Source organism: Kutzneria viridogrisea DSM 43870, from assembly GCF_000525635.1.
GTDB lineage: Bacteria > Actinomycetota > Actinomycetes > Mycobacteriales > Pseudonocardiaceae > Kutzneria > Kutzneria viridogrisea.
In genome coordinates this window covers 4,846,365-4,869,362 of the sequence record NZ_CP007155.1, presented here as the reverse complement: position 1 = coordinate 4,869,362, position 22,998 = coordinate 4,846,365, and the positions used below count along the sequence as shown (strand labels likewise).

Sequence of the window (22,998 nt, the reverse complement as noted above, 5' to 3'; positions counted from 1 at the left end):
CGGATCGCCATGACGCTGACCCAACGGATCGTCCTGGAACACCTCGACCGGGTCGCCGAGGACGTGCTCTCGCTGACCCTGCGCGGGGCGCGCGGCCCGCTGGCCCGCTGGGAACCGGGTGCCCACATCGACCTGTCCTTGCCGAACTGGCTCACCCGCCAGTACTCGCTGTGCGGGGACCCGGCCGACCGCGAGCACTACCGCATCGCCGTGCGCCACGAGCGGCTCAGCCGTGGCGGCTCGGACTACATCCACCGCTATCTCAAGGCGGGGCGGGAACTGGACATCTCGTTGCCGCGCAACAACTTCCCCCTGGTTCCCGCCCGGGAGTACCTCTTCCTGGCCGGGGGCATCGGCATCACCGCCGTCGTGCCGATGCTGCGTGCCGCCCACGAGCGCGGCACGCCCGCGCGACTGGTCTACGTCGGGCGGTCCACCGCCACCATGCCCTTCGTCGAGCAACTGCGCTCCAGCTACGGGGATTCGGTGACCATCGTGGACACCGAGCGCGAGCAGCGCCCGGACCTGGGCCTGCTCAGCGCCGGTCTCGGGCCGTCGGCAGTGGTCTACTGCTGCGGTCCGGCGAGCATGATCGCCGCGGCCGAGTCCGTCTTCGACCCCGGTCAGCTGCACACCGAGCGGTTCCGGCCCGCGAGGAGGACCTTCGCGCCCAACACGGCCTTCACCGCCGTCTGCGCCCGCTCGGGGCGGGAGGTGCAGGTGCCCGTGGACGAGTCGCTGCTGGACGCGCTGAACCACGCCGGCCTCCCGGTGCCCTCCGGCTGCCGGGAAGGGGTGTGCGGCAGCTGCGTCCTCACCGTCCTGGAGGGCGAGCCCGAACACCGCGACGAGATCGGTGCCGACCGGAGCCAGGTGGCCGCCTGCGTGTCCCGCTCCCGGTCGCCCCGGCTCGTCCTCGATCTGTGAACGCGACGGTGGAACTGCTGCTCACAGCGTGACGGTCGGCTCCACCGTCGCCGTGGGCACGGTCAGCACGGCGTCGAAGGCCTCGCGCAGCGGGGTCCGCACGGTGCCGCGCTGCGCGCGGATCCGGTCCAGTACGAGGTCCTCGGGTTGGTGGCGCAGGTCGGACAGGCTCAGCCCCAGTCCAGCCGCCAGGGCAGCGGCCTCCACGCTGCCGGGTTCGGGCGCCGCGGCGGGCACGACCTCGACCCGGAAGCCGACCGGTGAGTCGGGGTCCAACTCCATGTCGGGCACCTGCTCGGCGGTGCTGGTGACCGCGATGGCCCGGTAGTCGGACCCGTACCGGCGGGCCAGGTGCTGGCCCAGTGGCAGGGTCGCCAGCGCCCCGCCGTAGTGCACGGGGGTTTTCTGGATGTGCACGTTGTGCGCGAACAGCACGACCCGGGCGCCGGGCTCGGCGTGCGCGAGGTGCCAGTCCAGCGAGTCGGCCAGGTAGACCTCGCGGGCGGAGGTGTCGGCTGTCAACCCGGCGCCGCCACGCACCTCGGAGATGGCGCGGAACATGTAGTCGGTCTGCCGTGCGCCGAGCACGTGGTGCACGGCCTGGTCGAACCGGTACTGGCCGCCGCGCTCCACGAGCAGCGGCTCCACGGCGAGCAGGCGCTGGTGCAGCCGCCCCAGCCTGGCTGACAGGTCGTCCCGCACCGCCTTGTCCAGCTTGAGCCACGCGGGACCGGCCGCCGCCGCGGAGCCGCTGGCGAACTCGCGGGCGGTCCGCAATGCGCCCTCGACCATCGGCACGGCCTGCGGATCGACCTCGCGCAGGTAGTCGGCGACCGGTTCGAGCGCGGGCAGCAGGGTGCCACCGGCCGCGGGCAGATCCAGTCCGGCGAACCGCACACCCAGGTCGCGATCGCGCAGCCAGTGCATCAGCTCGCCCGCGCCCCACTTCACGGCCGTCTCGTCCAGTTCCGGTTCCTCGCCGCGCAGCCAGCGGTCCACGGCGAAGCCTTCGCTGAAGCCGTACTCGTAGGCCAGCACGGAAAACCCGCAGCGCTGTACGAGGAAGCGCAGCAGGCGCTGCCTGGCGTGGTTGAACTCCCGCACGAAGTGGGCGCTCTCACCGACGGCCACGACGCGGGCGGTGTCGATCAGCTCACGCAGCGGTTCCAGGTCGTCCAGCGGGGCGTCGGGGTCCATGGTGGTCAGGCGGGTCGCGTTCAGCTGGGGTGCCACCCGACCGACCGTAACAGGGTCCAGGACCGGAACTGTCCTGAATTACTGACACACTGGCGCCCGTGTTGGAGACCTCCGCGAGGCTGCTGCGACTGCTGTCGCTGTTGCAGGCACGCCTGGACTGGACCGGCCCGGAACTGGCCGAGCGGCTGGAGGTGGACGTGCGCACGATCCGCCGCGACGTGGACCGGCTGCGCTCCCTGGGCTACCCGGTGCACGCCGAGCCGGGGGTCGCGGGCGGCTACCGGCTCGGCGCGGGCGCGGCGCTGCCCCCGCTGCTGCTGGACGACGAGGAGGCCGTGGCGGTCGCGGTGGGGCTGCGCACGGCGGCGGTGGGCGGGGTCTCGGGCATCGAGGAGACCTCGATCCGGGCCCTGGCCAAGCTGGAGCACGTGCTGCCCTCGCGGCTGCGGCACCGGGTCGCGGCCCTGCAGTCCGCGGTGGTGCCGGTGACCGGTTACGGGCCGAAGGTGGACGCCGCCGCGCTGGCGCTGGTGGCCGGGGCCTGCCGGGACCACCAGCGCCTGCGCTTCGACTACCGCTCACACGAGGGGCAGGCCAGCCGTCGGCTGGTGGAGCCGCACAGCCTGGTGCACACCGGCCGCCGCTGGTACCTGCTCGCCTGGGACACCGAGCGCGCCGACTGGCGCACCTTCCGCATGGACCGGGTCGAGCCGCGCACGCCCACCGGCCCGCGGTTCAGCCCGCGCACCCCGCCCGAGGACGTGGCCACGCACGTCTCGCGCGGGGTCAGCCAGGGCGTCTACCGGTACCAGGGCCGGTTCCTGGTGCACGCCCCGCTGGAGCGGGTGGCGGAGAAGGTCACGCCCACCTCGGGCATGCTGGAGCCGGTGGACGAGAACACCTGCCTGCTGCACGCGGGCGGCAACTCGCTGGACGGGCTGACCGTCTACATCGGACTGCTCGGCTTCGGCTTCGAGGTGCTCGACCCGCCGGAGCTGGTGGCGCACATGCGCGCCTTCGCCGAGCGGATCACCAGGGCCAGCGGCACACCACCGGTCGCGTGAAGGTGGCTTTCACTGCGCCCAGCGCAGTGAAAGCCACCTTCACGCGACGTCAGTTGAAGTCCACGTGGCTCAGCCACAGGTCCAGCAGGGGTGGGAACCGAATACGCCAGAAAGGGGCTGTGGCGAAAGACAACATCCTTATCCTTGGTGGACCTTCGGTGTTGGCATCAGACGCGAAGGCTTCGCGTCTGATGCCAACACGATCCGGCTGTCGAGGCGACTGGACAGCCGGCATGTCCGGTCCCGCGTGCCAGGCCGCGGGCGTCAGGGCCAGGCCCCGGCCCTCGCTCGTGATCCGCACCTCGTCCTCGACGGACATCCGGTAGTACGCCCTACCTCGGTGCCTGGAAGCCGCCGATCTTCTGCTCGAGCAGTTCGGCCAGCCGCAGCGGGGTGCGGTCCTCGAACATCGGGCCGATGAGCTGCACCCCCACCGGCAGGCCCTCAGGGGACCGGCCCGCTGGTATGGCGGTGGCGGGCAGGCCGGGCATGGTGGCCAGACCGGCCCAGACGAGCTGGTCGAAGTACGGGTACTCGACGCCGTCGATGTCGATCCGGCGTTCCAGCGGATTGGGGTTGTGGTCGTGCGGGAACGCGGGAGTCGGCGTGATCGGACACACCACGGCATCGAACTCGGCGAACAGCTGCCGCCAGCCGTGGCGGTGGAGTTCGCGGCGGTTGTTCGCCTCGATCCAGTCGCGGTGGCTGAACACCATGGCGCGCAGCCGCGCCGCGTCGAGACTCTGGTCGTCCGCGCTCAGTCCGGCGGCGCGGGTCACCAGCTGCTCGTAGGAGTCGACGGGAAAACGTGCGACGGAGCCCGAAAACTGCAACTGCGTGTAAAGCATGGCGGCTTCGGTCAGGTCGGGCAGCAGCGGAGTGTGTCGTTCGACGCGGGCGCCGCCGTCGGCAAGCGCGTCGGCCACCCGGTTCACGCCCGCCCGCACAGCGGACCCGGTCGGAATGAGCGGATGCTCGTTGAGGACCAGGACCCGGAAGTCGCCGAGCCGCTCGTGGCGCGCGGGCGGCAGCGCCACGTTGTGCGCCTTGCCGAGCGTCAGTGGGTCCGGTCCGGCCATGACGTCGAGCAGGAGCGTGAGGTCGCGGGCGGTGCGCGCCATCGGACCGACGACGGCGAGGTCGAGGTCGACCGGCAATGCCGGCGCGGGAGGCGCGACCATGCCGCGGGTTGCCGCCAGTCCGAGTGTCGGCTTGTGCGCATAGATGCCGCAGAAATGCGCGGGGGTGCGCAGCGAACCGGCGAGGTCGGAGCCGATGGACAGCGCGCCGAATCCGGACGCCAGGGCCGCCGCTGATCCACCGGAGGATCCACCCGGCGTGCGATCGTGCTCCCACGGATTGTTGGTGGTGCCGTAGATCTCGTTGAAGCTCTGGATATCTTGCAGCCCCAAGGGCACATTGGTCTTGCCCAGCACCACCGCGCCCGCGGCCTTGAGCCGCGACACCTGTACCGCGTCCTCGGCCGGCACATAGTCCCGGTGTTGCGGCATGCCCCAGGTCGTGGGCAGCCCAGCCATGTTGTAGGACTCCTTGACCGTCACCGGAATACCGAGCAGCGGCCGGACCTCGCCACGGGCGCGCGCCTGGTCGGCACCGCGCGCGGCGGCCCGCGCACGGTCGAAGTCCGGCACACAGATCGCGTTGATCACCTTGTCGTCGCGCTCGATACGGGCAATCGCCTCATCGGTCAGTTCCGCCGAGGTCACGTCACCGGCACGCAACGCGGCCGCCAACTCTTCGGCCGTCTGAAAACTCCACTCCATGAATCCGACCCTAGAGGCCTCTGAAGCAGGTCATAAAATGCCGCTTCGCGCAACGGGATAGACGTCTCAACTCATCATGTTGCTCTCCGGCCACAGACAATTCGCCCGACCGCTGGCCGTGGCGACGCGCGGCGGCCTGGCACACCTACGGAGATGGTCACGACGGAGGCGCCCCAGCGCCCCGATCGATGGCGATATGACACGGGCACCCACCCCAACCAACGATTGCCGCGCACCGTGATTCTCATAAATGACCAGTTGTGACAGTTCTGCGAACCGCTTGATCCGGGCCGAGGATCCCCAGGTCGCGATTCGCACAACACCTCTCACTACTTCCCCTGGTTTTGACAGAGTTCTGAGAGACTGGAGGTATGCGACTCGGACCCAAGGATGCCGCGGCCGCGGTCGAACGCCACCCCTGCCCGCAATGCGACGTCCCTGTCGGCAGCGCTTGCCGCACCCGCGCCGGGAAAACCGCCGCGAAGTACCACACCGCCCGCTTCATCCTCGTACCCGCGCTACGCGACGAGCTCACCGTGCCCGTCCCGGCCGATCGCGCGCCGGGCAAGAAGGGGGCGCAGGGAGCGGAGGTCGCCGCAGCAGCACCGGAGACGACCGGGGCGCCGATCCGGATCGGCTACGCCCGCTGCTCGACGGCCACCCAGGAGTTGCAGAGCCAGCTCGACGCGTTGGCGGCGGCGAAGCGCACGCGGGTGTTCTCCGAGAAGATCAGCACCCGCATCAAGTTCCGCCCTGAGCTGGAGAAGGCGCTCACGCTCGCCCACGAGATCAAGACCGCCGCACCGGACCAGCCGGTCATCCTCACCGTGCACGAGATGACCGGAGTTGACCTCCGTGCGGATCGCCGACTCGGCGACCGCCCGCACCTTCGCCGCCTCGTACTTCACGCCCAGGTGCTCACGCACGAACTGCCGATGCCGCTTCGCGGTCCGATCCGCGTCAGTCTCCGCCGCCACCTCGTCCGGCAGCCCCAACACGCTGCGGACCTGGTCGACGACCACAGCGGGCACGTCCGTCAGCTTCGGGAAGTAGCCGAGCCGCTGATACGACTTCAGCCGCACCACCAGACTGATCGTCCTGAGTCTTGCCGCGTGCCCCCGCCGTCAGGCTGAACGCCTCGACCAGCTCCCGCCCGGACACCATCCGCTTGAACCGCGGGTAGGCAGTCCGATCGATCGACGCCACACCCGCCACCCCAGCAAGATCACAACCCGGACAGCAAGACCTTAGCCACCCCCGCCGCCCTCACCACAGACCGGCCCTGACCAGCACCGGAACCTCGCCGCGGCCCCTTTCTGGCGTAGTCGGTTCCCACCCCCAGCAGGGCCTGGTCCCCGTCGACCTCCAGGCTGCGCGCGTCCCTGACGTGCGCGAGGAGCAGCTCGGTCTGGGTGAGGATCTCGGTGCAGCGCCGGGCGAGTCCATGCCGCCTAACCTGTCACGGCGTGGCAGGCCACCGCAGGCGTTCGGCCGCCACCGAGCACCGCGAGGTCCACCGAGGAACAGCGGTGGCCGATCTGCTCGTCCAGGCCGGCGGCCAGCAGCGGGCAGCGCGGATGGAAGCGGCAGCCCGAGGGCACCCGAGAGGGGTCGGGCGTCTCCCCCGCCAGCACCATGGGCTCGCGCTCGGACTCGGGCAGCACCGACAGCAGGGCCTGGGTGTACGGGTGGCGCGGCGCGGTGAGCACCTGCTCCACCGGCCCGGTCTCCACGATCCGCCCCAGGTACATCACCGCGACCCGGTCGGCGATGTTCCACGCCAGCCCCAGGTCGTGCGTGACGACCAGCGCCGCCAGGCCCAGTTCCTCGCGCAGGCGCAACAACAGGGCCAGGATCTCCCCGCGCACCGAGGCGTCCAGCGAGGCCACCGGCTCGTCGGCGATCAGCACGCCGGGGTCCAGCGCGAGCGCGCCCGCGATCACCACGCGCTGGCGCTGCCCGCCGGACAGCTCGTGCGGCACCTTGTCGAAGAACCGCTCCGGCGGGCGCATCCCGGCCTGGGACAGCGCGCGGGCCACCAGCTCCCGCTCGTCCCCGGGCACCTTGTGGATGCGCAGGCCCTCGGCCACCGACTCGTACACGCTGTGCCGGGGGTTGAGCGCCCCGGTCGGGTCCTGCAGCACCAGCTGCGCGCGACGGCGGTAGGCGCGCAGCCCACGGGTGCCCGACGGCAGCGGCTCGCCCTCGAACAGCACCCGGCCCGCGGTGGGCCGTTGCAGGCCGAGCAGGGTCCTGGCCAGGGTGGTCTTGCCGCAGCCGGACTCGCCGACCAGCGCGATGATCTCGCCAGCGGCGATGTCCAGGTCCACCCCGTCCACCGCGCGCGCCGAGCCGTAGCTCACCGACACGCCCTCGGCCCGCAGCAACGCCGTCACGCCTCCACCTCCAGCACACAGGCCACCGACCGGTCGCCGACCGCCCGCAGCCGCACGTCGGTGTCCGAACAGGTCTCCAGCGCGGACGGGCAGCGCGGGTGGAACGGGCAGCCGCCCGGCAGCTGCGCGGGGTCGGGCGGATCACCGGGCAGCCCGCGCGGGGCCAGCCGCGAGGCCGGGTCCCCGATCGTCGGGAACGCCGCGGCCAGCGCCTTGGTGTACGGGTGCGCGGGGTGGCGCAGCACCTGCTCGGACGGGCCCAGTTCCACGATGCGGCCCGCGTACATCACCGCCAGCCGGGCACAGGTGGAGCCGAGCACCGACAGGTCGTGGCTGATCATCAGCAGCCCGATGTCCAGCTCGTCCACCAGTCGCGACAGCAGGGTCAGCACCTGGGCCTGCACCATGACGTCCAGCGCGGTGGTCGGCTCGTCGGCGATCACCAGCCCCGGCTCGCAGGCCAGCGCCATCGCGATCATCACCCGCTGACGCTGCCCGCCGGACAGCTCGTGCGGGTAGGCCGAGGCCCGCCGCGCGGGCAGCCCGACCTGCTCCAGCAGTTCGCCCACCCGTGCGGAGACCTTGTTGTCGGGCCGGGAGGAGTGCAGGCGGATCGGTTCGGCGATCTGTTCGCCCACCCGCTGCACGGGGTTGAGCGCGTGCATGGCGCCCTGGAACACCACGGAGGCCTGCGCCCAGCGCACCGCCCGCAGCCTGCCCCAGCTCATCGCCCGCACGTCCTCGCCCGCGAGCAGCACCTGGCCGCCCAGTTCGGCGTTGCGCGGCAGCAGCCGCAGCACCGCCATCGCCAGCGTGGACTTGCCGCAGCCCGACTCCCCGGCAAGGCCCAGGGTCTGCCCGGCCTCCAGCCGCAGGTCCACCCCGCGCACCGCGGGCACCAGGCCCTGCGCGGTCCGGTAGGAGACCGTGGCCTCGCGCAGTTCCAGCAAGGGGTCGTTCAACGCCACACCTCGCTAGCGCTCGGCGCAGCGCTGCGCGCCGGCCCTGTGTTGAATGGTTCGCTCGCAAGCTCGCTCACTAGCGCTCCCTGAGCCTCGGGTTGAGCACGCTCTCCAGGGCACGCCCGCACACCATGAACGCCAGCACGATCACCGCGATGGCCAGGCCCGGCGGCAGCAGGTACCACCAGGCCCCGAAGGTCACCGCCCCGCTGAGCATCGCGCTGTTGAGCATCGTTCCCCAGGAGGCGGCGCTCGGGTCGCCAAGGCCGAGGAAGGACAGGGTGGACTCGGCGATGATCGAGCTGGCCACGGTCAGCGTGGTGTTGGCGAACACCAGCGGCAGCACCGCGGGCAGCACGTGCCGCCCGATCACGTGCAGGTGCCCGGCGCCCAGTGCCCAGGCCCGCTCGATGTAGGGCCGCGACTCCACGCTCAGCGTCTGCGCGCGGACCAGCCGGGCCGTGGTGGGCCAGGAGGTCACGCCGATGGCCAGCACGATGGCGAAGATCCCGCGATCGAGCACTGTGGACAGTGCGATGGCCAGCACCAGTGAGGGCAGCACCAGGAAGAAGTCGGTGGCCCGGGTCAACACGGCGGCCACCCAGCCGCCGAAGTGGGCGGTGGCCACGCCGAACAGGGTGCCGATGCCCACCGACACCAGGGTGGCCAGCACGCCCACGAGCAGGGAGATCCGCGCACCCCACCACAGCTGTAGTAGTACCGACCGGCCGAGTTCGTCGGTGCCCAGCAGGTAGGTGCCGCTGGGTGGCTGCAACCGGCCGCCGGTGGCCTGGGTCGGGTCCAGGCCCGCGGCGTCGGTCAGCACCGGGGCCAGCAGGGCCAGCCCGATGATCAGCACCAGCACCACGAGGCCGACGACCCCGCCGCGGTCGCGCAGGAACTGCCGCCACACCGTGGCGGCGGCCGCACGGCGCCGCCGCCAGGTGATGGCGGCCGGAGTAGTACTGGTCATGCGGCACGCACCCTCGGATCGATCACCCGGTACAGCAGGTCGGCGACCAGGTTCATCACCAGCACCGCACCGGCCAGCACGATGAACGTGCCCTGCAACAGCGGCAGGTCACGGGAGTTGATCGCCTTGAAGGTCAGCTGGCCCAGACCGGGCCAGGAGAACACCGTCTCCACGGTGACCGCCCCGGAGACCACCATGCCCAGGTTGAGGAAGATCAGCGTGACCGTGGGCAGCAGCGCGTTGGGCACCGCGTGGCGGCGGCGCACCAGGTCGTCACGCAGGCCCTTGGCGCGGGCGGTGGTCAGGTAGTCGGCGTTCATCTCCTCCAGCAGGGAGGAGCGCATCACCAGCAGGTACTGCGCGTAGATGACGGCGACCAGGGTCAGGCAGGGCAGGGCCAGGTGGTGCAGCAGGTCCAGCGCCTGCGGCAACAGCCCCGGCGGGGTGGCCGGGTCGATGATGCCCTGGCTGGGGAACAGCGTGCCGGTGACGGTCAGCAGCACCATGCCCAGCCAGAACGTGGGCGCCGACCACAGCAGCAGGGCGATACCGGTGGAGGCGCGGTCGAACCGGCTGCCGCGCCGCCACCCGCCCCGCACGCCCAGCCACAGGCCGAGCGCCGCGGCGATCACCGTCGCGGTGCCGACCAGCAGCAGGGTGGGGCCGACCCGGTCCAGGATCAGGTCCAGCACCGGCTGGCGGTAGTTGTAGGACTGGCCGAGGTCCCCGCGCAGCAACCCGCCGAGGTAGCGCAGGAACTGCACCGGCAGCGGGTCGTCCAGGCCGAGCTGCGCGCGCAGCTCGGCCAGCCGGGCGGGGTCCACCGGGGCGTCCCTGGTGATGGTCTTGACCGGGTCGCCGGGCAGCACGCGGAACAGGAAGAAGCCCAGCACCACGACCAGCACCAGGCTGACCAGCGCGCCACCGACCTTGGTGGCCACGTAGCGCAGCGTGCCGCGACCGGCGCCCCGGGTCGGTTCCACGACCTCGGGGCTGAGCGCGTTGGTCATCGCCGGATCATTCCCTCTCGTCGGCGGTGCTCTTGCGGCGGCGGCTGACCACCAGCAGCACCACGCCCGCCACGACCACGACGGCCACCACGATGCCGATCACCAGCCCGGTCGGGGTGACGCCGGAGCTGGTGCCGGCCGCCGCGGGCACGGCCTTGTAGTAGCCCCAGTAGCCGTTCTGGCCGGTGATCACGCCGCCGGGGTTGGGCTGCACGGCGAAGGAGCTGAACCGGTCGGAGCGGTAGGCCTCCAGCTGGTCGGGGTAGGCGAAGGTCACCGAGGTGGCCAGCTCGGCGAGCCGCTGCTGGGCCTGCTTGACCTCCTGCACCCGCTTGCCCTCGTCCAGTTCGGACAGCTGGGCCTTGTAGAGCTGGTCGTACTGCTCGTCGCAGGTGAAGGTCTCGGTGGTGCCGCTCTTGCCCTCGGCGTCGGGCAGGGCCGCGCAGGTCTGCAGGGTCAGCACCGCGTCCGGATCGGGGTTGACCCCCCAGGTGCTGAAGGACAGGTCGTAGTTGCCCGCGGTGGTGACGTCACCGAGCTTGTCCCCGGACACCAGCTGCACGTCCACCGGGATGCCCAGCTGACCCAGCCAGCTCTTGAGGTACTGGCCGTTGGGGTTGTCGGTGGGCTGGCCGCTGTCGCCGATCAGGCGCAGGGTCAGCGGCTTGCCCTCCTTGTCCAGCCGCTTGCCGTCCGGGCCCTTGCGGTACCCGGCCTCGTCCAGGGTGCGGTTGGCCGCGGCCAGGTCGAAGGTGCGCTGCTGGTTGGTGGACCACTTGCTGAACACCGGCGGGATGTAGCTGGACCCGGGCTCGGCGTAGCCCCCGTAGGACTTGTCCACCAGGGTCTTGGCGTCGATGGCCTGCGCGATGGCCTGGCGCAGTTTGACGTCACGCAGCGCCGGGTTGCCGTCCCCGATGGGCTGGCGGGTGTTGGTCTGCGCGCCCGGGTTGATGATCAGGTCGTTGAAGCGGCGGCCCACCGCCTTGTTGGTGGTGATGCCGTCCTTGCCCTTGAGCGTGTCGAACTGGGCGGCGGTGAGCTTGCTGACCAGGTCCACGTCGCCCTTGATCAGGGCCTGCGCGGCGGCGTCGGTGTTGTCGTAGTGGTAGAAGTCCACCTCGTCCACGGTGGCCTTGCCGCGCCAGAAGTTCGGGTTGGCCTTCAACTTGACGTACTGGTCCTGCTTGTAGTCGACCAGCGTGAACGGGCCGCTGCCCACCACCGGGAAGTCCAGGTTGGTGTAGTCGACGAGCTTGTCCACCTTGGATGCCCACACGTGCTCGGGCACGATCGGCACGTCCAGCGCCAGCATGGTGGCCTGGGGCTGCTTGGTCCTGACCACCAGCGTCGTGTCGTCTGGTGCGGTCACGGTGTCGAAGTTGCTGACGAAGTTGCCGTTGGCGGTGCGGGCCACGGCGTTGGTCAGCATCAGGTTGTAGGTGAAGGCGACGTCCTTGGCCGTGATCGGCTTGTCGTCGGACCACTTCATGCCCTGGCGGATCTTGAACGTCCAGGTGAGCTTGTCCGTGCCGACCTGCCAGCTCTCCGCCAGGCCCGGGACGGGGTGCTGGTCGGTCTGGTCGTAGGCGGTGAGGAACTCGTACATCATGCGGCCGATCTCGGTGTCGGCCTGGTGGTAGGCGAGGAACGGGTTGAGCGAGGCGACGGCGGTGGTCACCGCCACCCGGAGCACCTTGCTGTCCGCCGCGTGCGCCTGAGGCGCACCCACCCCCGTGACCACCGGCGTGCCGAGTGCCGCGCAGGCAGCCACGGCAAGGCATACTCCGATTCTCCTCATGCGCATCGCGCACTCCCCTTCCCCATGGTTGGCAAGAAGTAACCACCAGTCACGGCAGTGTGTCAACAATTGTCGACAACTCGTACCAACCCGTAACGTACCGAGGGTGCGAATCCTGATCTCAGCGGACATGGAAGGTGCCACCGGAGTCACGTGGCCCGCCGACGTGGAACCGGGAACCGAGCAGTGGCAGCGGTTCCGCCGGATGTTCACCGGGGACGTCAACGCCTGCGTGCGGGGCCTGTGCCAGGGCGGCGCCACCGAGGTGCTGGTCAACGAGGCCCACGACACCCAGCGCAACCTGCTGCTGGAGGACCTGGACGGCCGGGCCGCCATGCTCACCGGCAAGCACAAGCCGCTGTCGATGATGCAGGGCGTGAACTCCGGTGTGGACGGTGTGGTGTTCCTCGGCTACCACACCGCGGCGGGCACGCAGGGCGTGCTGTCGCACACCTATCTGGGCAACTCCATCACCGGGGTCTGGCTGGACGGGGTGCTGGCCAGCGAGGGCAGGCTCAACGCCGCCATGGCCGCCGAGCACGGCGTACCGGTGCTCCTGGTGACCGGGGACGACCTGACCTGCGCCGACGCCGCCGACTACGCGCCGGGAGCCCGGCAGGCCGCGGTCAAGGAGTGCGTCAGCCGGTACTCGGCGATCTGCCTGCCGCCCCAGCGCACCGCCGAACTGATCGAGCGGGAGGCCGCCGCCGCCATGGCAGGGGCCGGGCGGGTGCCCGGCACGCCGGGGCCGCACCGCATCGAGGTGGAGTTCGACGCCGCGCACCTGGCCGCGGCCGCGGCGATCGTGCCCACCGTGGAGCAGGTCTCCCTGCTGCGCGTGGGATTCGACGCGGTGTCCATGACCGAGGCGATGAAGGCGTTCAAGGTGGTCACGGCAATCGCCTCCGGCGCGGTGGAAAAGGTGTACGGATGATCCCGGTCGAACAGCTCTGCTCGGAACTGATCCGCTTCGACACGACCAACCGGGGCCGTGGCGACAGCGAGGGTGAGCGCGAGGCCGCGGAGTACGTGGCCGCGCACCTGGCCGCGGCCGGGCTGGAGCCCACCCTGCTGGAGCTCAAGCCCCGGCGCACCAACGTGATCGCCAGGGTCAGCGGGTCCGAGCCCGGCCTCGAGCCGCTGCTGGTGCACGCCCACCTGGACGTGGTGCCCGCCGAGCCCGCGGACTGGGCCGTGCACCCGTTCTCCGGGGAGGTCCGGGACGGCTACGTCTGGGGCCGCGGCGCGGTGGACATGAAGGACATGGTCGCCATGCTGCTGCACGTGCTGGCCGACTGGCACGCGCAGGGCCGGGGTCCGCGCCGGGACGTCGTGCTGGCCTTCGTCGCCGACGAGGAGGACAACGGGGACTACGGCGCGCACTGGCTGGTCGCCGAGCACCCCGAGCTGTTCGCGGACTGCGGGGCGGCGATCAGCGAGTCCGGGGGCTACACCTACCACGTCGGCGGCGTGCACCTGTACCCCGTGGGCACGGCCGAGCGGGGGACCTCGCACGTGCGGCTGACCGCGCGCGGGCGTGCCGGGCACGGCTCACGGCGCAACGAGGACAACGCCGTCACCAAACTCGCCGGGGCCGTGCAGCGCATCGCCGAGCACCGCTGGCCGATCCGGCTCACCCCGGCCGTGCGGGCCTTCCTGGAGCGCTCCGGTGCCGCGCTGGGCGTCGAGGTCGACCTGTCCGATGTGGACGGTACCGTGGCCAGGCTGGGCAAGGCGGGCCCGCTGGTGGAATCCACTGTGCGCAACAGCACCACGCCCACCGTGCTGCGCGCCGGGTACAAGACCAACGTCATCCCCAGCACCGCCGAGGCCGAGATCGACGTGCGGGTGCTGCCGGGCACCGAGGAGGAGCTGTTCGCCGAGCTGCGCAGGCTGGCCGGTCCCGGGGTCGAGGTGGCGGCGATCAGCCCGCAGGGGCCCGTGCAGGCGCCGATCGACTCGCCCTGGTTCGAGGCGATGGCCGCCGCGCTGCGCTCCCAGGACCCGCAGGCGGTGGTCGTGCCCTACTGCCTTGGCGGCGGCACCGACGCCAAGGCGTTCGACAAGCTCGGCATCCTCGGTTACGGCTTCGCCCCGCTGTGGCTGCCCGAGGGCTTCGACTACCGCGGCATGGCGCACGGGGTGGACGAGCGGGTTCCGGTGGAGGGCCTGCACTTCGGCGCTCGCGTGCTCGACCACCTGCTGACGAACTGCTGAGAGGAGCTCGCATACTGAGCAGCATGTCCACCTCTGGTCACTGACGATGACCTGCCGGTGGCGGGGAAAAGCAGCGTCTTCGGGGTTTTCCCTTGCCTGGAGCCAAGTTCGGTCGCGGACTTGGGTGCCGCGTGCACTGAGGACGCAGTGGTAGCTTGCGGTTGCGGCGAGGAGCGTGAGTCGGCAAACGGCTTCGTCACAAGCACAACGCCGCGGTTCCCGACGTGGTGAACCCGTGTCGCGATGTCCTCCTCGCTGACGACGGACCGTCCTCAGAAGGGGTGACCCCATGCTTGCGCTACTCGCTGCCCGCAGCAGACTGCTCGCCGCCCTGCGCACCGCCGACGAGCACCGGGCGCTGTCGGAGGCCCGGCGGCTGATCGACGGGGGGATGAGCCTGTCCGCGCTGCTGCTCGACGTCATCGCACCGGTGCAGGACGACATCGGCAAGCTGTGGCAGGAGGCCAGGCTGAGCATCGCCGAGGAGCACGTCGCCACGCTGATCAGCGAACGCGTCATCGCCCTCGCCTCGATCCCGGCCGACTCCACCACCGCCAGTCCGAGCCGGGGCTACGTGGTGGTGGCGTGTGTGGAGGGTGAGTTCCACACCATGCCTGCCCGCATCCTCACCGAGGTCCTGCGGGTGCACGGCTGGCACACGACCTTCCTGGGCGCCAGCATGCCCACCGACTACCTCGTCACCTACGTGGAGCAGAACCGCCCGTCCGCGGTCGGCCTGAGCTGCACCCTGTCCAGCAACCTGCCGCGCGCCCACAAGGCGATCACCGCCTGCGGCGAGCTGGGCATGGCCGTGTTCGTGGGCGGTCGCGGTTTCGGCTCACAAGGTCAGTGGGCCCGCTCGTTGGAGGTCACGACCTGGGCGGCCGACGCGCTCAACGCACTGGGCGTCATCGACCAGATCCACGCGGACTGGTCCCCCTCCCCCAGCAGCGCCCGAGGCGCGGACACCGAGTACGCGAGCCTGCGCGCGATGCGCAGCGAGCTGTTCTCCACCGCGCTCTCGGCGCTCGACGCCTACTTCCCGCTGACCAGCGACGACGACCCGCGCTACGACACGGCGGTCGACGACCTCAGCCACACCCTCGACTTCCTCGCCGCGGCGGTCTACCTCGACGAGCCCGGCCTGTTCACCGAGTTCCTGGCGTGGACCGCGGAGGTCCGCCTGAGCCGCGAGATCAGCCTGCGCACCATTCCCCACGCCCTCGGCGCCCTGGAGCCCGCGCTCGACAACTGCCCGCGGACCGCCGCCATCGTGGACGAGGGCCAGCGCCTCTACGCGCAACTGAACCACTAGCCTCGATCTTGCGCGAGGGTCCGGCAGCTTTGTCGGACCCTGTTGCGCAGCAGGTCGTGCGCCGCGCGGATCAGGTCCTCGTTCACGACGGTGGGGCGTCTGCCGTCCCTGCCGCGGACGCGGGCTCCAGGACGAAGACGGGGATCACACGGTCGGTCTTCTCCTGGTATTCGGCGTACGGCGGATACGCGGCGACCGCGCGCTCCCACCACTCGGCCCTCTCGTCTCCGGTGATCTCACGGGCCGTCATGTCCTGGCGTACGGGTCCGTCCTGGAGCTCCACTTGCGGGTCGGACTTGACGTTGAAGTACCAGACCGGGTGACGCGGGAAGCCGGCCTTCGAGGCCACGGCCGCGTACCGCCCCTCGTGCTCCACGCGCATCAGCGGGATCTTGCGGATCTTGCCGCTCATCGCGCCCCGCGTCGTGAGAATGACGACGGGCAGGCCCGTGTCCCAGAGCGTCGTCCCCTGCCTGCCGCCCGAACTCTCATACAGCTCGACCTGGTCGCGCACCCACTGCGCTGGGCTCGGCTCGTACTCGCCCTCAAGAGGCATCGTGGTCACCCTGTCCTCGCGTACGGATCATGTTGCGCAGTTCTTCACAGGCGCCGCGCGGATTCATCCTGGTGATGATGTCGGTCCAGGGCCAGTGTCCCAGCTCAGGAGCACTTTTCGCATTCCTGATCAAGCGCTGGACGGCCCGCCTCAGGAAAGCCCGAGGCTAGTGCCTGCCGGTGACGATCCTGTCGATGGCCAGCCCGAGTCGGCCGTACTTCTCGGTGTAGAACACGGGGATGACGCCCGGCGGGTCGGCGGGCCGGTCGACGTCCACGTAGTCGGTGCCCAGGTTGCAGAACACGGCGACCACGTAGTGGCGTCCGGGCTTGCCGGGCAGGGAGTGCACGATGCCCGCATCGCTGCCGGTGGTGTCGGTCCAGCCCGTCTTGTGTGCGAAGCTCACTTCCGCGGCGGCATCGCAGGGCCGGGTGTCCTGGCCGTACACGGCGTCGCCCACGGTCATGGTGCCGTCGGCGGGGTTGACCCAGCGCTGCGGGGTCAGCTGCGGGATGCCCGGCGCGGGGTAGCCGCGGCCGCACCAGTTCGTGGTGGACAGCATCTCGTTGTGGCCCTGCTCGCCGAGGGTCTTCAGGAGGAACTTCCGTGAGCTCGCGCTGAGCACCTCACGGGTGACCGCCTTGCCCGCCGGGGTGGTCCACAGGGTGCCGGGCCCGCCGTTGACGGCCAGCAACAGCTTGGCGGTGTCGATGGCGCTCATGTTCGCGCCGATCCAGTGCGCCCCGGTGACCGGGTCGGTGCCGGTGAGCATCAGCGTGGGCAGGCCCAGGTCCACGAAGCCCTTGTTCATGGCGTCCACGGCCTTGAGGTCGTGCAGCATCTTGATCAGAGCGCAGGAGGACTCGTTCTTCGACATGGTGATCATCTCGTCGAGGAACTGCCGTACCGGCTTGGTCTCCGGCCCGCCGCAGGTCTCGCTGACGGTGCTGGGCCGGTACGCGTAGTCGGCGTCCAGGTCGACCTTGCCCTGGTCCACCAGGCGCAGCACGCCGAAGCCGACCATCAGCTTGAGCACCGAGGCCGGGAACGGGGAGGAGAAGTCGATCGGGGCCCGCTCCCGGCCGGGCAGCACGTCGCGGGTGCCCTTGCCGCCGTTGGTGTCCCACTCGGTGTCGTCCCACCACCGGTACCGGACCTGGTCGGTGGACAGGCTCTTCGCGTTGAGCGGCACCACGACCCCGTGCGGGTACTGCGGGCTGAGCAGTACGTCGGCCATGGCCACCGGGCGTCCCGCCTGGTCCAGCTCGATCACCGCGGCGTCCATGTTCGGCGTCTGGTGCAGCGGCTTGGGCTCGGCGGCCAGGCCGCGCCGCCGAGCCAGCTCCGCGGGGGCCGGGTCGTACTTGTCCCGCGCACCGGATCGGGCCAGTGCCGAGGAGGACCCGGGCGGGGTGGTGTCCAGCACGTTCTTGAAGTCCTGGGCGTCGATCGCGGCACGCAGCGCCTCGGCCAGCCCCGCGCTCGGTACCGGCGCTCCTGCCTGCGCGAGGGCGGTGCTCCCGGTGACCGCCGCGGCGGTGAGCAGGGCGGTGCAGGTCAGCAGCCGGCGGTGGCTCATCCGGTGGAACCTCCCCAAGTGGTGGAAGGTTCATCTTCTCCGTTGGAGCCGAGCCCCGCTCACCCGGGGGTCAGCGCACCGCGCCGGTGACCAACCAGGTCGTGCCCCGCGCGCGCCACACCAGCGCCACCAGGCGGGCGAGCACCCACACACCGATGGCCAGCCACAGGGTGACCAGCCCGCCGCCCAGCAGGTACACCACCAGGGCCGCGGGCAGGAACACCACGGTGGTGACGACCCCGGCCAGGGCCAGGTAGCGCATGTCCCCCGCGCCGATCAGCACCCCGTCCAGCACGAACACCGGACCGGCCAGCGGTTGCAGCAGCGCCACGACGATCAGGGCGTCCAGCAGCAGCGACCGCACGGCCGGGTCGGTGGTGAACAGGGCGGGCAGCAGGCCGCGGGTGGCCAGCAGCAGCACCGCGAACAGCACACCGCAGGCCAGGCCCCACTGGGTCATCCGCCAGGTGGCCGACCGGGTGCCCACCACGTCGCCCGCGCCAAGGAACCGGCCGGTGATCGCCTGCCCGGCCACGGCGATGGCGTCCAGGGCCAGCGCCAGCAGCCACCACACCTGGAAGCTCACCTGGTACGCGGCGATGTCGGCGTCACCCATCCGCGTGGCCACGACGGTGCCCACGATCAGCACCACGCGCAGCGACAGCGTGCGGATCACCAGGTTGAAACCCGCCTTCGCGCTGGCGCGCAGCCCGGCGGCGTCCGGCCACACCGGCACCCCGTGCCGCCGCGCCCCGCGCAGCACCGCGAGCACGTACACCAGCCCGCCCACGCTCTGCGCCAGCACCGTGCCCAGCGCTGACCCGGCGATGCCCCAGCCGAAGCCGAACACGAACGCGGCGTTGAGCGCGGCGTTGGCGGCGAACATGCCCACCGAGACCACCAGCGGGGTGCGGGTGTCCTGCAAGCCGCGCAGCACCCCGGTGCCCGCCAGCGTGACCAGCATGCCGGGCACGCCGAACAGGCTGATCCGCAGGTAGATCTCCGCCTGCGGGGCGACCGCCGCCGAGGCGCCGAACGCCTCCACGATCCACGGGGTCAGTGGCCAGCCCACCGCGATCACCGCAAGGCCGATGCCCACCGCCAGCCAGACCCCGTCCACGCCCTGGCGGATCGCCGCGGCCAGGTTGCCCGCACCGACCTGCCTGGCCACCGCCGCGGTCGTGCCGTAGGCGAGGAACACGCAGACGTTGATCAGCGTGCCCAGCGCCTGGCTGGCCACGCCCAGACCACCCAGCGGGGCGGTGCCCAGGTGGCCCACGATGGCCGAGTCGGTGAGCAGGAACAGCGGTTCGGCGACCAGCGCGCCGAACGCGGGCAGCGCCAGCCGCAGGATCTCCCTGTCGTGCGCCCTGTGCTGCTTTCCGGTGGCCGGTGGCCGGGTCATCGCTGCCCCTCAGGTGTGCGGTGCGCGCGCAGCGCGGTGCTGATCACGTCCAGGAACCGTGCCCGCGCGGTACGCGGGAAGAAGTGGTCGCCGGGCAGCTGGTGCGCGACGAACGGGCCGATCGTGCACTCCCGCCAGGCCAGCACCGAGGGCCAGGACACCGCCGTGTCCCCGCTGCCGCCGAACGCGGTGATCGGGCAGCGCAGCACCGGACCCGGCCGGTAGCTGTAGTGGTCGGACATGCCGAAGTCCGCGCGCAGCACCGGCAGCAGCAACTCCATGAGCTCCTCGCTGGCCAGCACGGCCTGCGGTGTGCCGCCCATGCCGTACAGCCTGGCGCGGAACTGCGCCTCGTCCTGCTCCGAGCCGGGCGGCAGCTTCGGCGGGCGCATCGCCCCGCGCGCGGACACCGTGACCAGGTGCCGCACCGTGCGGCCGTGCCGCTGTTCCAGGCGCAGTGCCACCTCGAAAGCCAGGAACGCGCCGAAGCTGTAGCCCAGCAGGGCCACCGGCTCCTCGGCCTGAGCGAGCACGGTCTCGGTGAGCTCGTCGGCCAGCGCGGGCAGGTCGGTGGCGGGCGCCTCGCGGTAGCGCCCGCCCCGACCCGGCAGCTCCAGCGGGTGCACGCGGATCTGCTCCGGCAGGTCGGCCTGCCAGTCGTCGAAGATCCGCGCGGAACCGCCCGCGTAGGGCACGCAGAACAGCCTCATGTCGCGTACCTGGTGCGCAGGCGCTCGGTCAGGCCCGGCAGCAGCGGCCCGGCCAGTACCGCGATGGCCCGCAGCCCGTGCCAGGCCAGGTCCGGGTCGGTGGCCGCCCGGGCCGCCAGCAGGGCCAGCAGGTTCGCGGTGGACTGCGCGGCCTGGCGCAGGCTGAAGGTCTCCAGCGCGTAGGCACGTCGCATCCGATGACGATAGCGGCGCAGCAGGGCCGGTTCGGGTCCGTCGACCGGGTGGTGCCCGGCCAGCGCGGCCTCCACCCGCGCCAGCGGCTCGCGCAGTCCGGCGTCCACGGCCTTGACGAACTCCGCCTCGGTGAAGTTGGCGGTCTGCTGCTCGGGGTTGTGCAGCGCCAGGTAGAACCGGGCGCTGTCGGCCCCGTGCTTGACCAGCAGGTCCCGCGCCCAGATCAGGTGCCGCCTGCTCGTGGAGAACTTCGACCCGTCCAGGTGGTAGAACTCGTTGGTGATGATCGCGGTGGGCGTGAGCAGCCCGCCGTGCGCGAGCGCCAGCCCCAGGTGCGCCAGCGAGAAGTAGAACGTGTTGTCGTAGCCGAGGAACTGCACCAGCTCGTACCCGGAGCCGGCCTGCCAGTCGGCGCCCGCGATCCCGGCCATGTGGGTCAGGCCCGGCAGCATCTCCGCCCACACGTTGAACACCTGCCCGCCGAAGCCCGCCAACGGCACGGACACGCCCCAGTCGGCGGGGTAGGTCACCGGGAAGTCCGGCAGCGGACGGGACAGCATCTCCCGCACGAAACCCAGCACGCGCGGGCGCATCGTGTCCCGGTGCTCGGCGTAGAACCGCACGAACTGCTCGCGGTAGTCCTCCAGCGGCAGCACCAGGATCGGCACCTCGCGCTGCTCCACCTCGGCCGCGGCGCGCACCCCGGTGCTCTGCCCGTACAGCAGCGAGTCCACGTCGTTGGGGTGCCCGCAGGTCTCGCAGATCGCCCCGCAGGTGGCCGCGAAGCACTCCGGGCAGTACCCGGTTACGAACGCCTCCAGCAGGTACCGCCCGGTCCGCTGGCAGTAGGGGAAGCGCCAGGTGCGCCGCACGAGCTTGCCCCGCTGGTACAGCTCGGTGAAGAAGCCGCGCACATGCCGCAGGTAGGCCCGGTCGGGGCTGGTGAACGCGTCCAGCTCGATCTCCGCCAGGCGCAGCGTCTCGCGGATCTGCTCGGTGCAGCGCGCCGCCAGCACCTCCGGCGCCTGCTCCACGGCCTGCGCGGTGGTGACCACGTAGGTCTGGTGGTCGTCTCCGCCGCTGACGTAGCGCGCCTGGTTGCCCAACAGCCGCTGCGCCCGGCAGAACACGTCGGCGCCCAGGTAGGGCCCGGACAGGTGGCCGACGTGCAGGTCCCCGTTGGTGGTCGGCGGGGTCGCGGTCACCAGGAACCGCCTCACGAGGCCTCCCCGAGCGGGCCCATCGACCACACCGACACCAGCTCCCACTCCTCGGTGGGCGAGCCGTTCTCGAAGTAGTGCACCTGCCCGGACCCGACCACCAGCGCGTCCCCGGGCCCCAGGTCCACCACCTGCCCGTCCACGTGTGCCACCCCGCTGCCGCGCACCACGTAGAACTGCTCGTGGTCCACGTGCGAGTGCGGGGTGGACACCGAGCCGGGTGCCACGACGCACACACCCATGCCGGTGTCCGAGGGCTCGGAACTGCCCCAGGGCAGGATCCGGCGGAACGCGCAGCCGTACACGTCTTGGAACTGCGACTCGGCGCGGCGCTGGACCTTGAACTCACTCATGCGTCGGCTCCTTCCAGGTGTGCGGGAACGGGGGTGAGCGCCCCGGCGCCGAAGGTGGCGTCGAGGATGTCCACGGCGCGGTGCGCGAGCAGGGACAGCAGGGTGCTGGTCAGCCCGTGGCTGTGCTCGGCGGCGCCGTGCAGGAACACCTTGGGCCGGAACCCGTCCGTGGTCTGCACCGAGTAGTCCCGGCGCACCCTGGGCGTGCCGTCGGCCTCGCGCACCAGGTGCGGATCCAGGTCGGTGAGCAGGTCCCGGGCCTCGCGGAAGTCGTAGCCGGTGGCCAGCACCACCCCGTCGTAGCGGTCGTGCGCGGTGTGGCCGGTGAGCAGGTCGCGCGCGGCCACACAGACCAGTGTGTCGTCCACGCTGGCGCTGAGCAGTTCGGTGAACCTGCTCAACCGCAGCCGCAGCCCGCCGTGCACCCGCTGGTCGTAGAGCAACCGGGCGATGGCCTGGATGTCCTCCTCGTCCACGGCGCCGTAGTTGGTGATCCGCAGCTGGTCCAGGATCGCCCGGCGCTGCTCGGGGCCCGCGCCGTGGAACAGGTCCACCGACTCCGGGTTGAAGATCTCGTTGGCCAGCGGGCTGCTGTTGGCGGGCATCAGCGCGAACCCGCGGTGCGCCAGGGTGACCTGTGCCGCGGGGAACTCGGCCACCAGGTACTGGAAGATCTCCGCGGCGCTCTGCCCGGCGCCGACCACCAGGAACCGGTAGGGCAGTGCGGTGCCGCGCCCGCGGTACGGCTCGATGCCGCGCAGGAACCGGCTGCTGTGCCACACCGCCCCGGACTCCAGCGCGGCGGGCGCCACCCCGGGTGGGATGGCGGGCCGCCCGCCCGGTGCCAGGGACAGGTGCTCGGCGGACACCGTGCGCGGGCGGCCCGCCGGGTCGAGCAGGTCCACCTCCAGGTGGCCGACGGACCCGTCCTGGCCGAGGACCGGGCGGATCGCCTGGGCCGTGCAGTTGTAGGAGACGTACGGGGACAGTTGGGCGGCGACCCAGCGGAAGTAGTCGGCGTACTCCCGCCGGGTCGGGTGCAGCGTGCCCAGGTTGAGGAACTGCTCCAGCCGCCCCTTGCGGACCAGGTAGTTGGTGAAGGTGTACGGGCTGGTCGGGTCGTGCGGGGTGACCAGGTCCTTGAGGAAGGCCACCTGCATGCGCGCACCGTCCAGCAGCATGTCCGGGTGCCAGGCGAACTCCGGCCTGGACTCCAGGCAGTGCACCCTGGTCCGCACCGAGGACGGCCGGGTGGAGTCGCACACCGCGCTCAGCGACAGGTGGGACGGGCCGAAGCCGATGCCGAGCAGGCCGTAGCGCCGTGTGCCCATGTC

17 protein-coding genes and 3 pseudogenes are annotated in these 22,998 nt (G+C 71.2%); 6 read left to right on the top strand and 14 right to left on the bottom strand.

The window, feature by feature from the left end:
* Positions 1–9 precede the first annotated feature (9 nt).
* Positions 10–927, top strand: a complete 918-nt coding sequence (locus KALB_RS21370) for a PDR/VanB family oxidoreductase (RefSeq protein ID WP_030109041.1) — start codon at positions 10–12, stop codon at positions 925–927.
* A gap of 21 nt (positions 928–948) precedes the next feature.
* Here the strand turns inward: KALB_RS21370 and KALB_RS21365 are convergent, their stop codons facing one another.
* A complete protein-coding gene (locus tag KALB_RS21365; RefSeq protein WP_025357753.1) occupies positions 949–2,160 on the bottom strand; it encodes an erythromycin esterase family protein in 1,212 nt (403 codons plus the stop codon).
* 62 nt (positions 2,161–2,222) lie between these two features.
* Here KALB_RS21365 and KALB_RS21360 point away from each other — a divergent pair, with 62 nt between their 5' ends.
* Positions 2,223–3,188 carry a helix-turn-helix transcriptional regulator gene (locus KALB_RS21360; protein WP_025357752.1) on the top strand — a complete coding sequence of 322 codons (966 nt, stop codon included), beginning with the start codon at positions 2,223–2,225 and terminating at the stop codon, positions 3,186–3,188.
* Between the two features lie 332 nt (positions 3,189–3,520).
* On the opposite strand, the gene KALB_RS21350 is transcribed toward KALB_RS21360, so the two are convergent.
* Complete coding sequence (locus KALB_RS21350; protein WP_025357751.1) at positions 3,521–4,972, bottom strand: amidase; 1,452 nt, start codon at positions 4,970–4,972, stop codon at positions 3,521–3,523.
* A gap of 371 nt (positions 4,973–5,343) precedes the next feature.
* On the opposite strand from KALB_RS21350, the pseudogene KALB_RS49280 reads away from it, so the two are divergent.
* A pseudogene (locus tag KALB_RS49280) lies at positions 5,344–5,748 on the top strand (zinc finger domain-containing protein); the annotation flags it as partial.
* Positions 5,749–5,901: 153 nt separating this feature from the next.
* On the opposite strand, the pseudogene KALB_RS49275 reads toward KALB_RS49280, so the two are convergent.
* The 5 genes and pseudogenes from KALB_RS49275 to KALB_RS21320 form a co-directional block, all read right to left on the bottom strand.
* Positions 5,902–6,054 (bottom strand): annotated as a pseudogene (locus KALB_RS49275) (hypothetical protein); the annotation flags it as partial.
* A 540-nt stretch (positions 6,055–6,594) separates the two neighbouring features.
* Positions 6,595–8,330, bottom strand: a pseudogene (locus KALB_RS50210) (dipeptide ABC transporter ATP-binding protein); the annotation flags it as partial.
* A 76-nt stretch (positions 8,331–8,406) separates the two neighbouring features.
* Entirely contained in the window at positions 8,407–9,303 is an 897-nt protein-coding gene (locus KALB_RS21330; protein WP_025357747.1) for an ABC transporter permease, read from the bottom strand.
* Positions 9,300–10,313 carry an ABC transporter permease gene (locus KALB_RS21325; RefSeq protein ID WP_025357746.1) on the bottom strand — a complete coding sequence of 338 codons (1,014 nt, stop codon included), beginning with the start codon at positions 10,311–10,313 and terminating at the stop codon, positions 9,300–9,302. The genes KALB_RS21330 and KALB_RS21325 overlap by 4 nt, the downstream gene beginning before the upstream one ends.
* A 7-nt stretch (positions 10,314–10,320) precedes the next feature.
* The gene (locus KALB_RS21320) at positions 10,321–12,120 is read right to left on the bottom strand and encodes an ABC transporter substrate-binding protein (protein WP_030111412.1); all 1,800 of its coding nucleotides are present in this window, start codon (positions 12,118–12,120) and stop codon (positions 10,321–10,323) included.
* A 100-nt stretch (positions 12,121–12,220) separates the two neighbouring features.
* Between KALB_RS21320 and KALB_RS21315 the strand changes: the two genes are divergently transcribed.
* The 3 genes from KALB_RS21315 (at position 12,221) to KALB_RS21305 (ending at position 15,646) form a co-directional block, all read left to right on the top strand.
* On the top strand, positions 12,221–13,048 hold the full coding sequence (locus KALB_RS21315) for a M55 family metallopeptidase (RefSeq protein WP_025357744.1): 828 nt from the start codon (positions 12,221–12,223) through the stop codon (positions 13,046–13,048).
* The gene (locus KALB_RS21310) at positions 13,045–14,331 is read left to right on the top strand and encodes a M20/M25/M40 family metallo-hydrolase (RefSeq protein WP_025357743.1); all 1,287 of its coding nucleotides are present in this window, start codon (positions 13,045–13,047) and stop codon (positions 14,329–14,331) included. The genes KALB_RS21315 and KALB_RS21310 overlap by 4 nt, the downstream gene beginning before the upstream one ends.
* Before the next feature lie 289 nt (positions 14,332–14,620).
* Positions 14,621–15,646: a cobalamin B12-binding domain-containing protein gene (locus KALB_RS21305; protein WP_025357742.1), complete on the top strand. Its 1,026-nt coding sequence runs from the start codon at positions 14,621–14,623 to the stop codon at positions 15,644–15,646.
* Positions 15,647–15,728: 82 nt separating this feature from the next.
* Here the strand turns inward: KALB_RS21305 and KALB_RS21300 are convergent, their stop codons facing one another.
* The 7 genes from KALB_RS21300 to KALB_RS21270 all read right to left on the bottom strand — a co-directional run bounded on the left by KALB_RS21300 (position 15,729) and on the right by KALB_RS21270 (position 22,995).
* Complete coding sequence (locus KALB_RS21300) at positions 15,729–16,202, bottom strand: nitroreductase family deazaflavin-dependent oxidoreductase (RefSeq protein ID WP_025357741.1); 474 nt, start codon at positions 16,200–16,202, stop codon at positions 15,729–15,731.
* Between the two features lie 166 nt (positions 16,203–16,368).
* A complete protein-coding gene (locus KALB_RS21295; RefSeq protein ID WP_025357740.1) occupies positions 16,369–17,781 on the bottom strand; it encodes a serine hydrolase in 1,413 nt (470 codons plus the stop codon).
* 70 nt (positions 17,782–17,851) lie between these two features.
* Positions 17,852–19,186 (bottom strand): MATE family efflux transporter, encoded by a 1,335-nt coding sequence (locus KALB_RS21290; protein WP_025357739.1) that lies wholly within the window; start codon positions 19,184–19,186, stop codon positions 17,852–17,854.
* Positions 19,183–19,896 carry a thioesterase II family protein gene (locus KALB_RS21285; RefSeq protein ID WP_025357738.1) on the bottom strand — a complete coding sequence of 238 codons (714 nt, stop codon included), beginning with the start codon at positions 19,894–19,896 and terminating at the stop codon, positions 19,183–19,185. The genes KALB_RS21290 and KALB_RS21285 overlap by 4 nt, the downstream gene beginning before the upstream one ends.
* Complete coding sequence (locus KALB_RS21280) at positions 19,893–21,311, bottom strand: class I tRNA ligase family protein (protein ID WP_025357737.1); 1,419 nt, start codon at positions 21,309–21,311, stop codon at positions 19,893–19,895. Before KALB_RS21280 ends, KALB_RS21285 begins: the two co-directional genes overlap by 4 nt.
* The gene (locus tag KALB_RS21275) at positions 21,308–21,664 is read right to left on the bottom strand and encodes a cupin domain-containing protein (RefSeq protein WP_025357736.1); all 357 of its coding nucleotides are present in this window, start codon (positions 21,662–21,664) and stop codon (positions 21,308–21,310) included. The genes KALB_RS21280 and KALB_RS21275 overlap by 4 nt, the downstream gene beginning before the upstream one ends.
* Positions 21,661–22,995: a lysine N(6)-hydroxylase/L-ornithine N(5)-oxygenase family protein gene (locus tag KALB_RS21270; protein WP_025357735.1), complete on the bottom strand. Its 1,335-nt coding sequence runs from the start codon at positions 22,993–22,995 to the stop codon at positions 21,661–21,663. Before KALB_RS21270 ends, KALB_RS21275 begins: the two co-directional genes overlap by 4 nt.
* Positions 22,996–22,998: the final 3 nt, after the last annotated feature.

Bases quoted from the DNA above. Each gene is read 5' to 3' on its own strand.
- KALB_RS21275 (WP_025357736.1), bottom strand. From the start codon at position 21,664: ATGAGTGAGTTCAAGGTCCAGCGCCGCGCCGAGTCGCAGTTCCAAGAC.
- KALB_RS21300 (WP_025357741.1), bottom strand. From the start codon at position 16,202: ATGCCTCTTGAGGGCGAGTACGAGCCGAGCCCAGCGCAGTGGGTGCGC.
- KALB_RS21305 (WP_025357742.1), top strand. From the start codon at position 14,621: ATGCTTGCGCTACTCGCTGCCCGCAGCAGACTGCTCGCCGCCCTGCGC.
- KALB_RS21370 (WP_030109041.1), top strand. From the start codon at position 10: ATGACGCTGACCCAACGGATCGTCCTGGAACACCTCGACCGGGTCGCC.
- KALB_RS21285 (WP_025357738.1), bottom strand. From the start codon at position 19,896: ATGAGGCTGTTCTGCGTGCCCTACGCGGGCGGTTCCGCGCGGATCTTC.
- KALB_RS21320 (WP_030111412.1), bottom strand. From the start codon at position 12,120: ATGCGCATGAGGAGAATCGGAGTATGCCTTGCCGTGGCTGCCTGCGCG.
- KALB_RS21290 (WP_025357739.1), bottom strand. From the start codon at position 19,186: ATGACCCGGCCACCGGCCACCGGAAAGCAGCACAGGGCGCACGACAGG.
- KALB_RS21325 (WP_025357746.1), bottom strand. From the start codon at position 10,313: ATGACCAACGCGCTCAGCCCCGAGGTCGTGGAACCGACCCGGGGCGCC.
- KALB_RS21310 (WP_025357743.1), top strand. From the start codon at position 13,045: ATGATCCCGGTCGAACAGCTCTGCTCGGAACTGATCCGCTTCGACACG.
- KALB_RS21330 (WP_025357747.1), bottom strand. From the start codon at position 9,303: ATGACCAGTACTACTCCGGCCGCCATCACCTGGCGGCGGCGCCGTGCG.
- KALB_RS21270 (WP_025357735.1), bottom strand. From the start codon at position 22,995: ATGGGCACACGGCGCTACGGCCTGCTCGGCATCGGCTTCGGCCCGTCC.
- KALB_RS21350 (WP_025357751.1), bottom strand. From the start codon at position 4,972: ATGGAGTGGAGTTTTCAGACGGCCGAAGAGTTGGCGGCCGCGTTGCGT.
- KALB_RS21295 (WP_025357740.1), bottom strand. From the start codon at position 17,781: ATGAGCCACCGCCGGCTGCTGACCTGCACCGCCCTGCTCACCGCCGCG.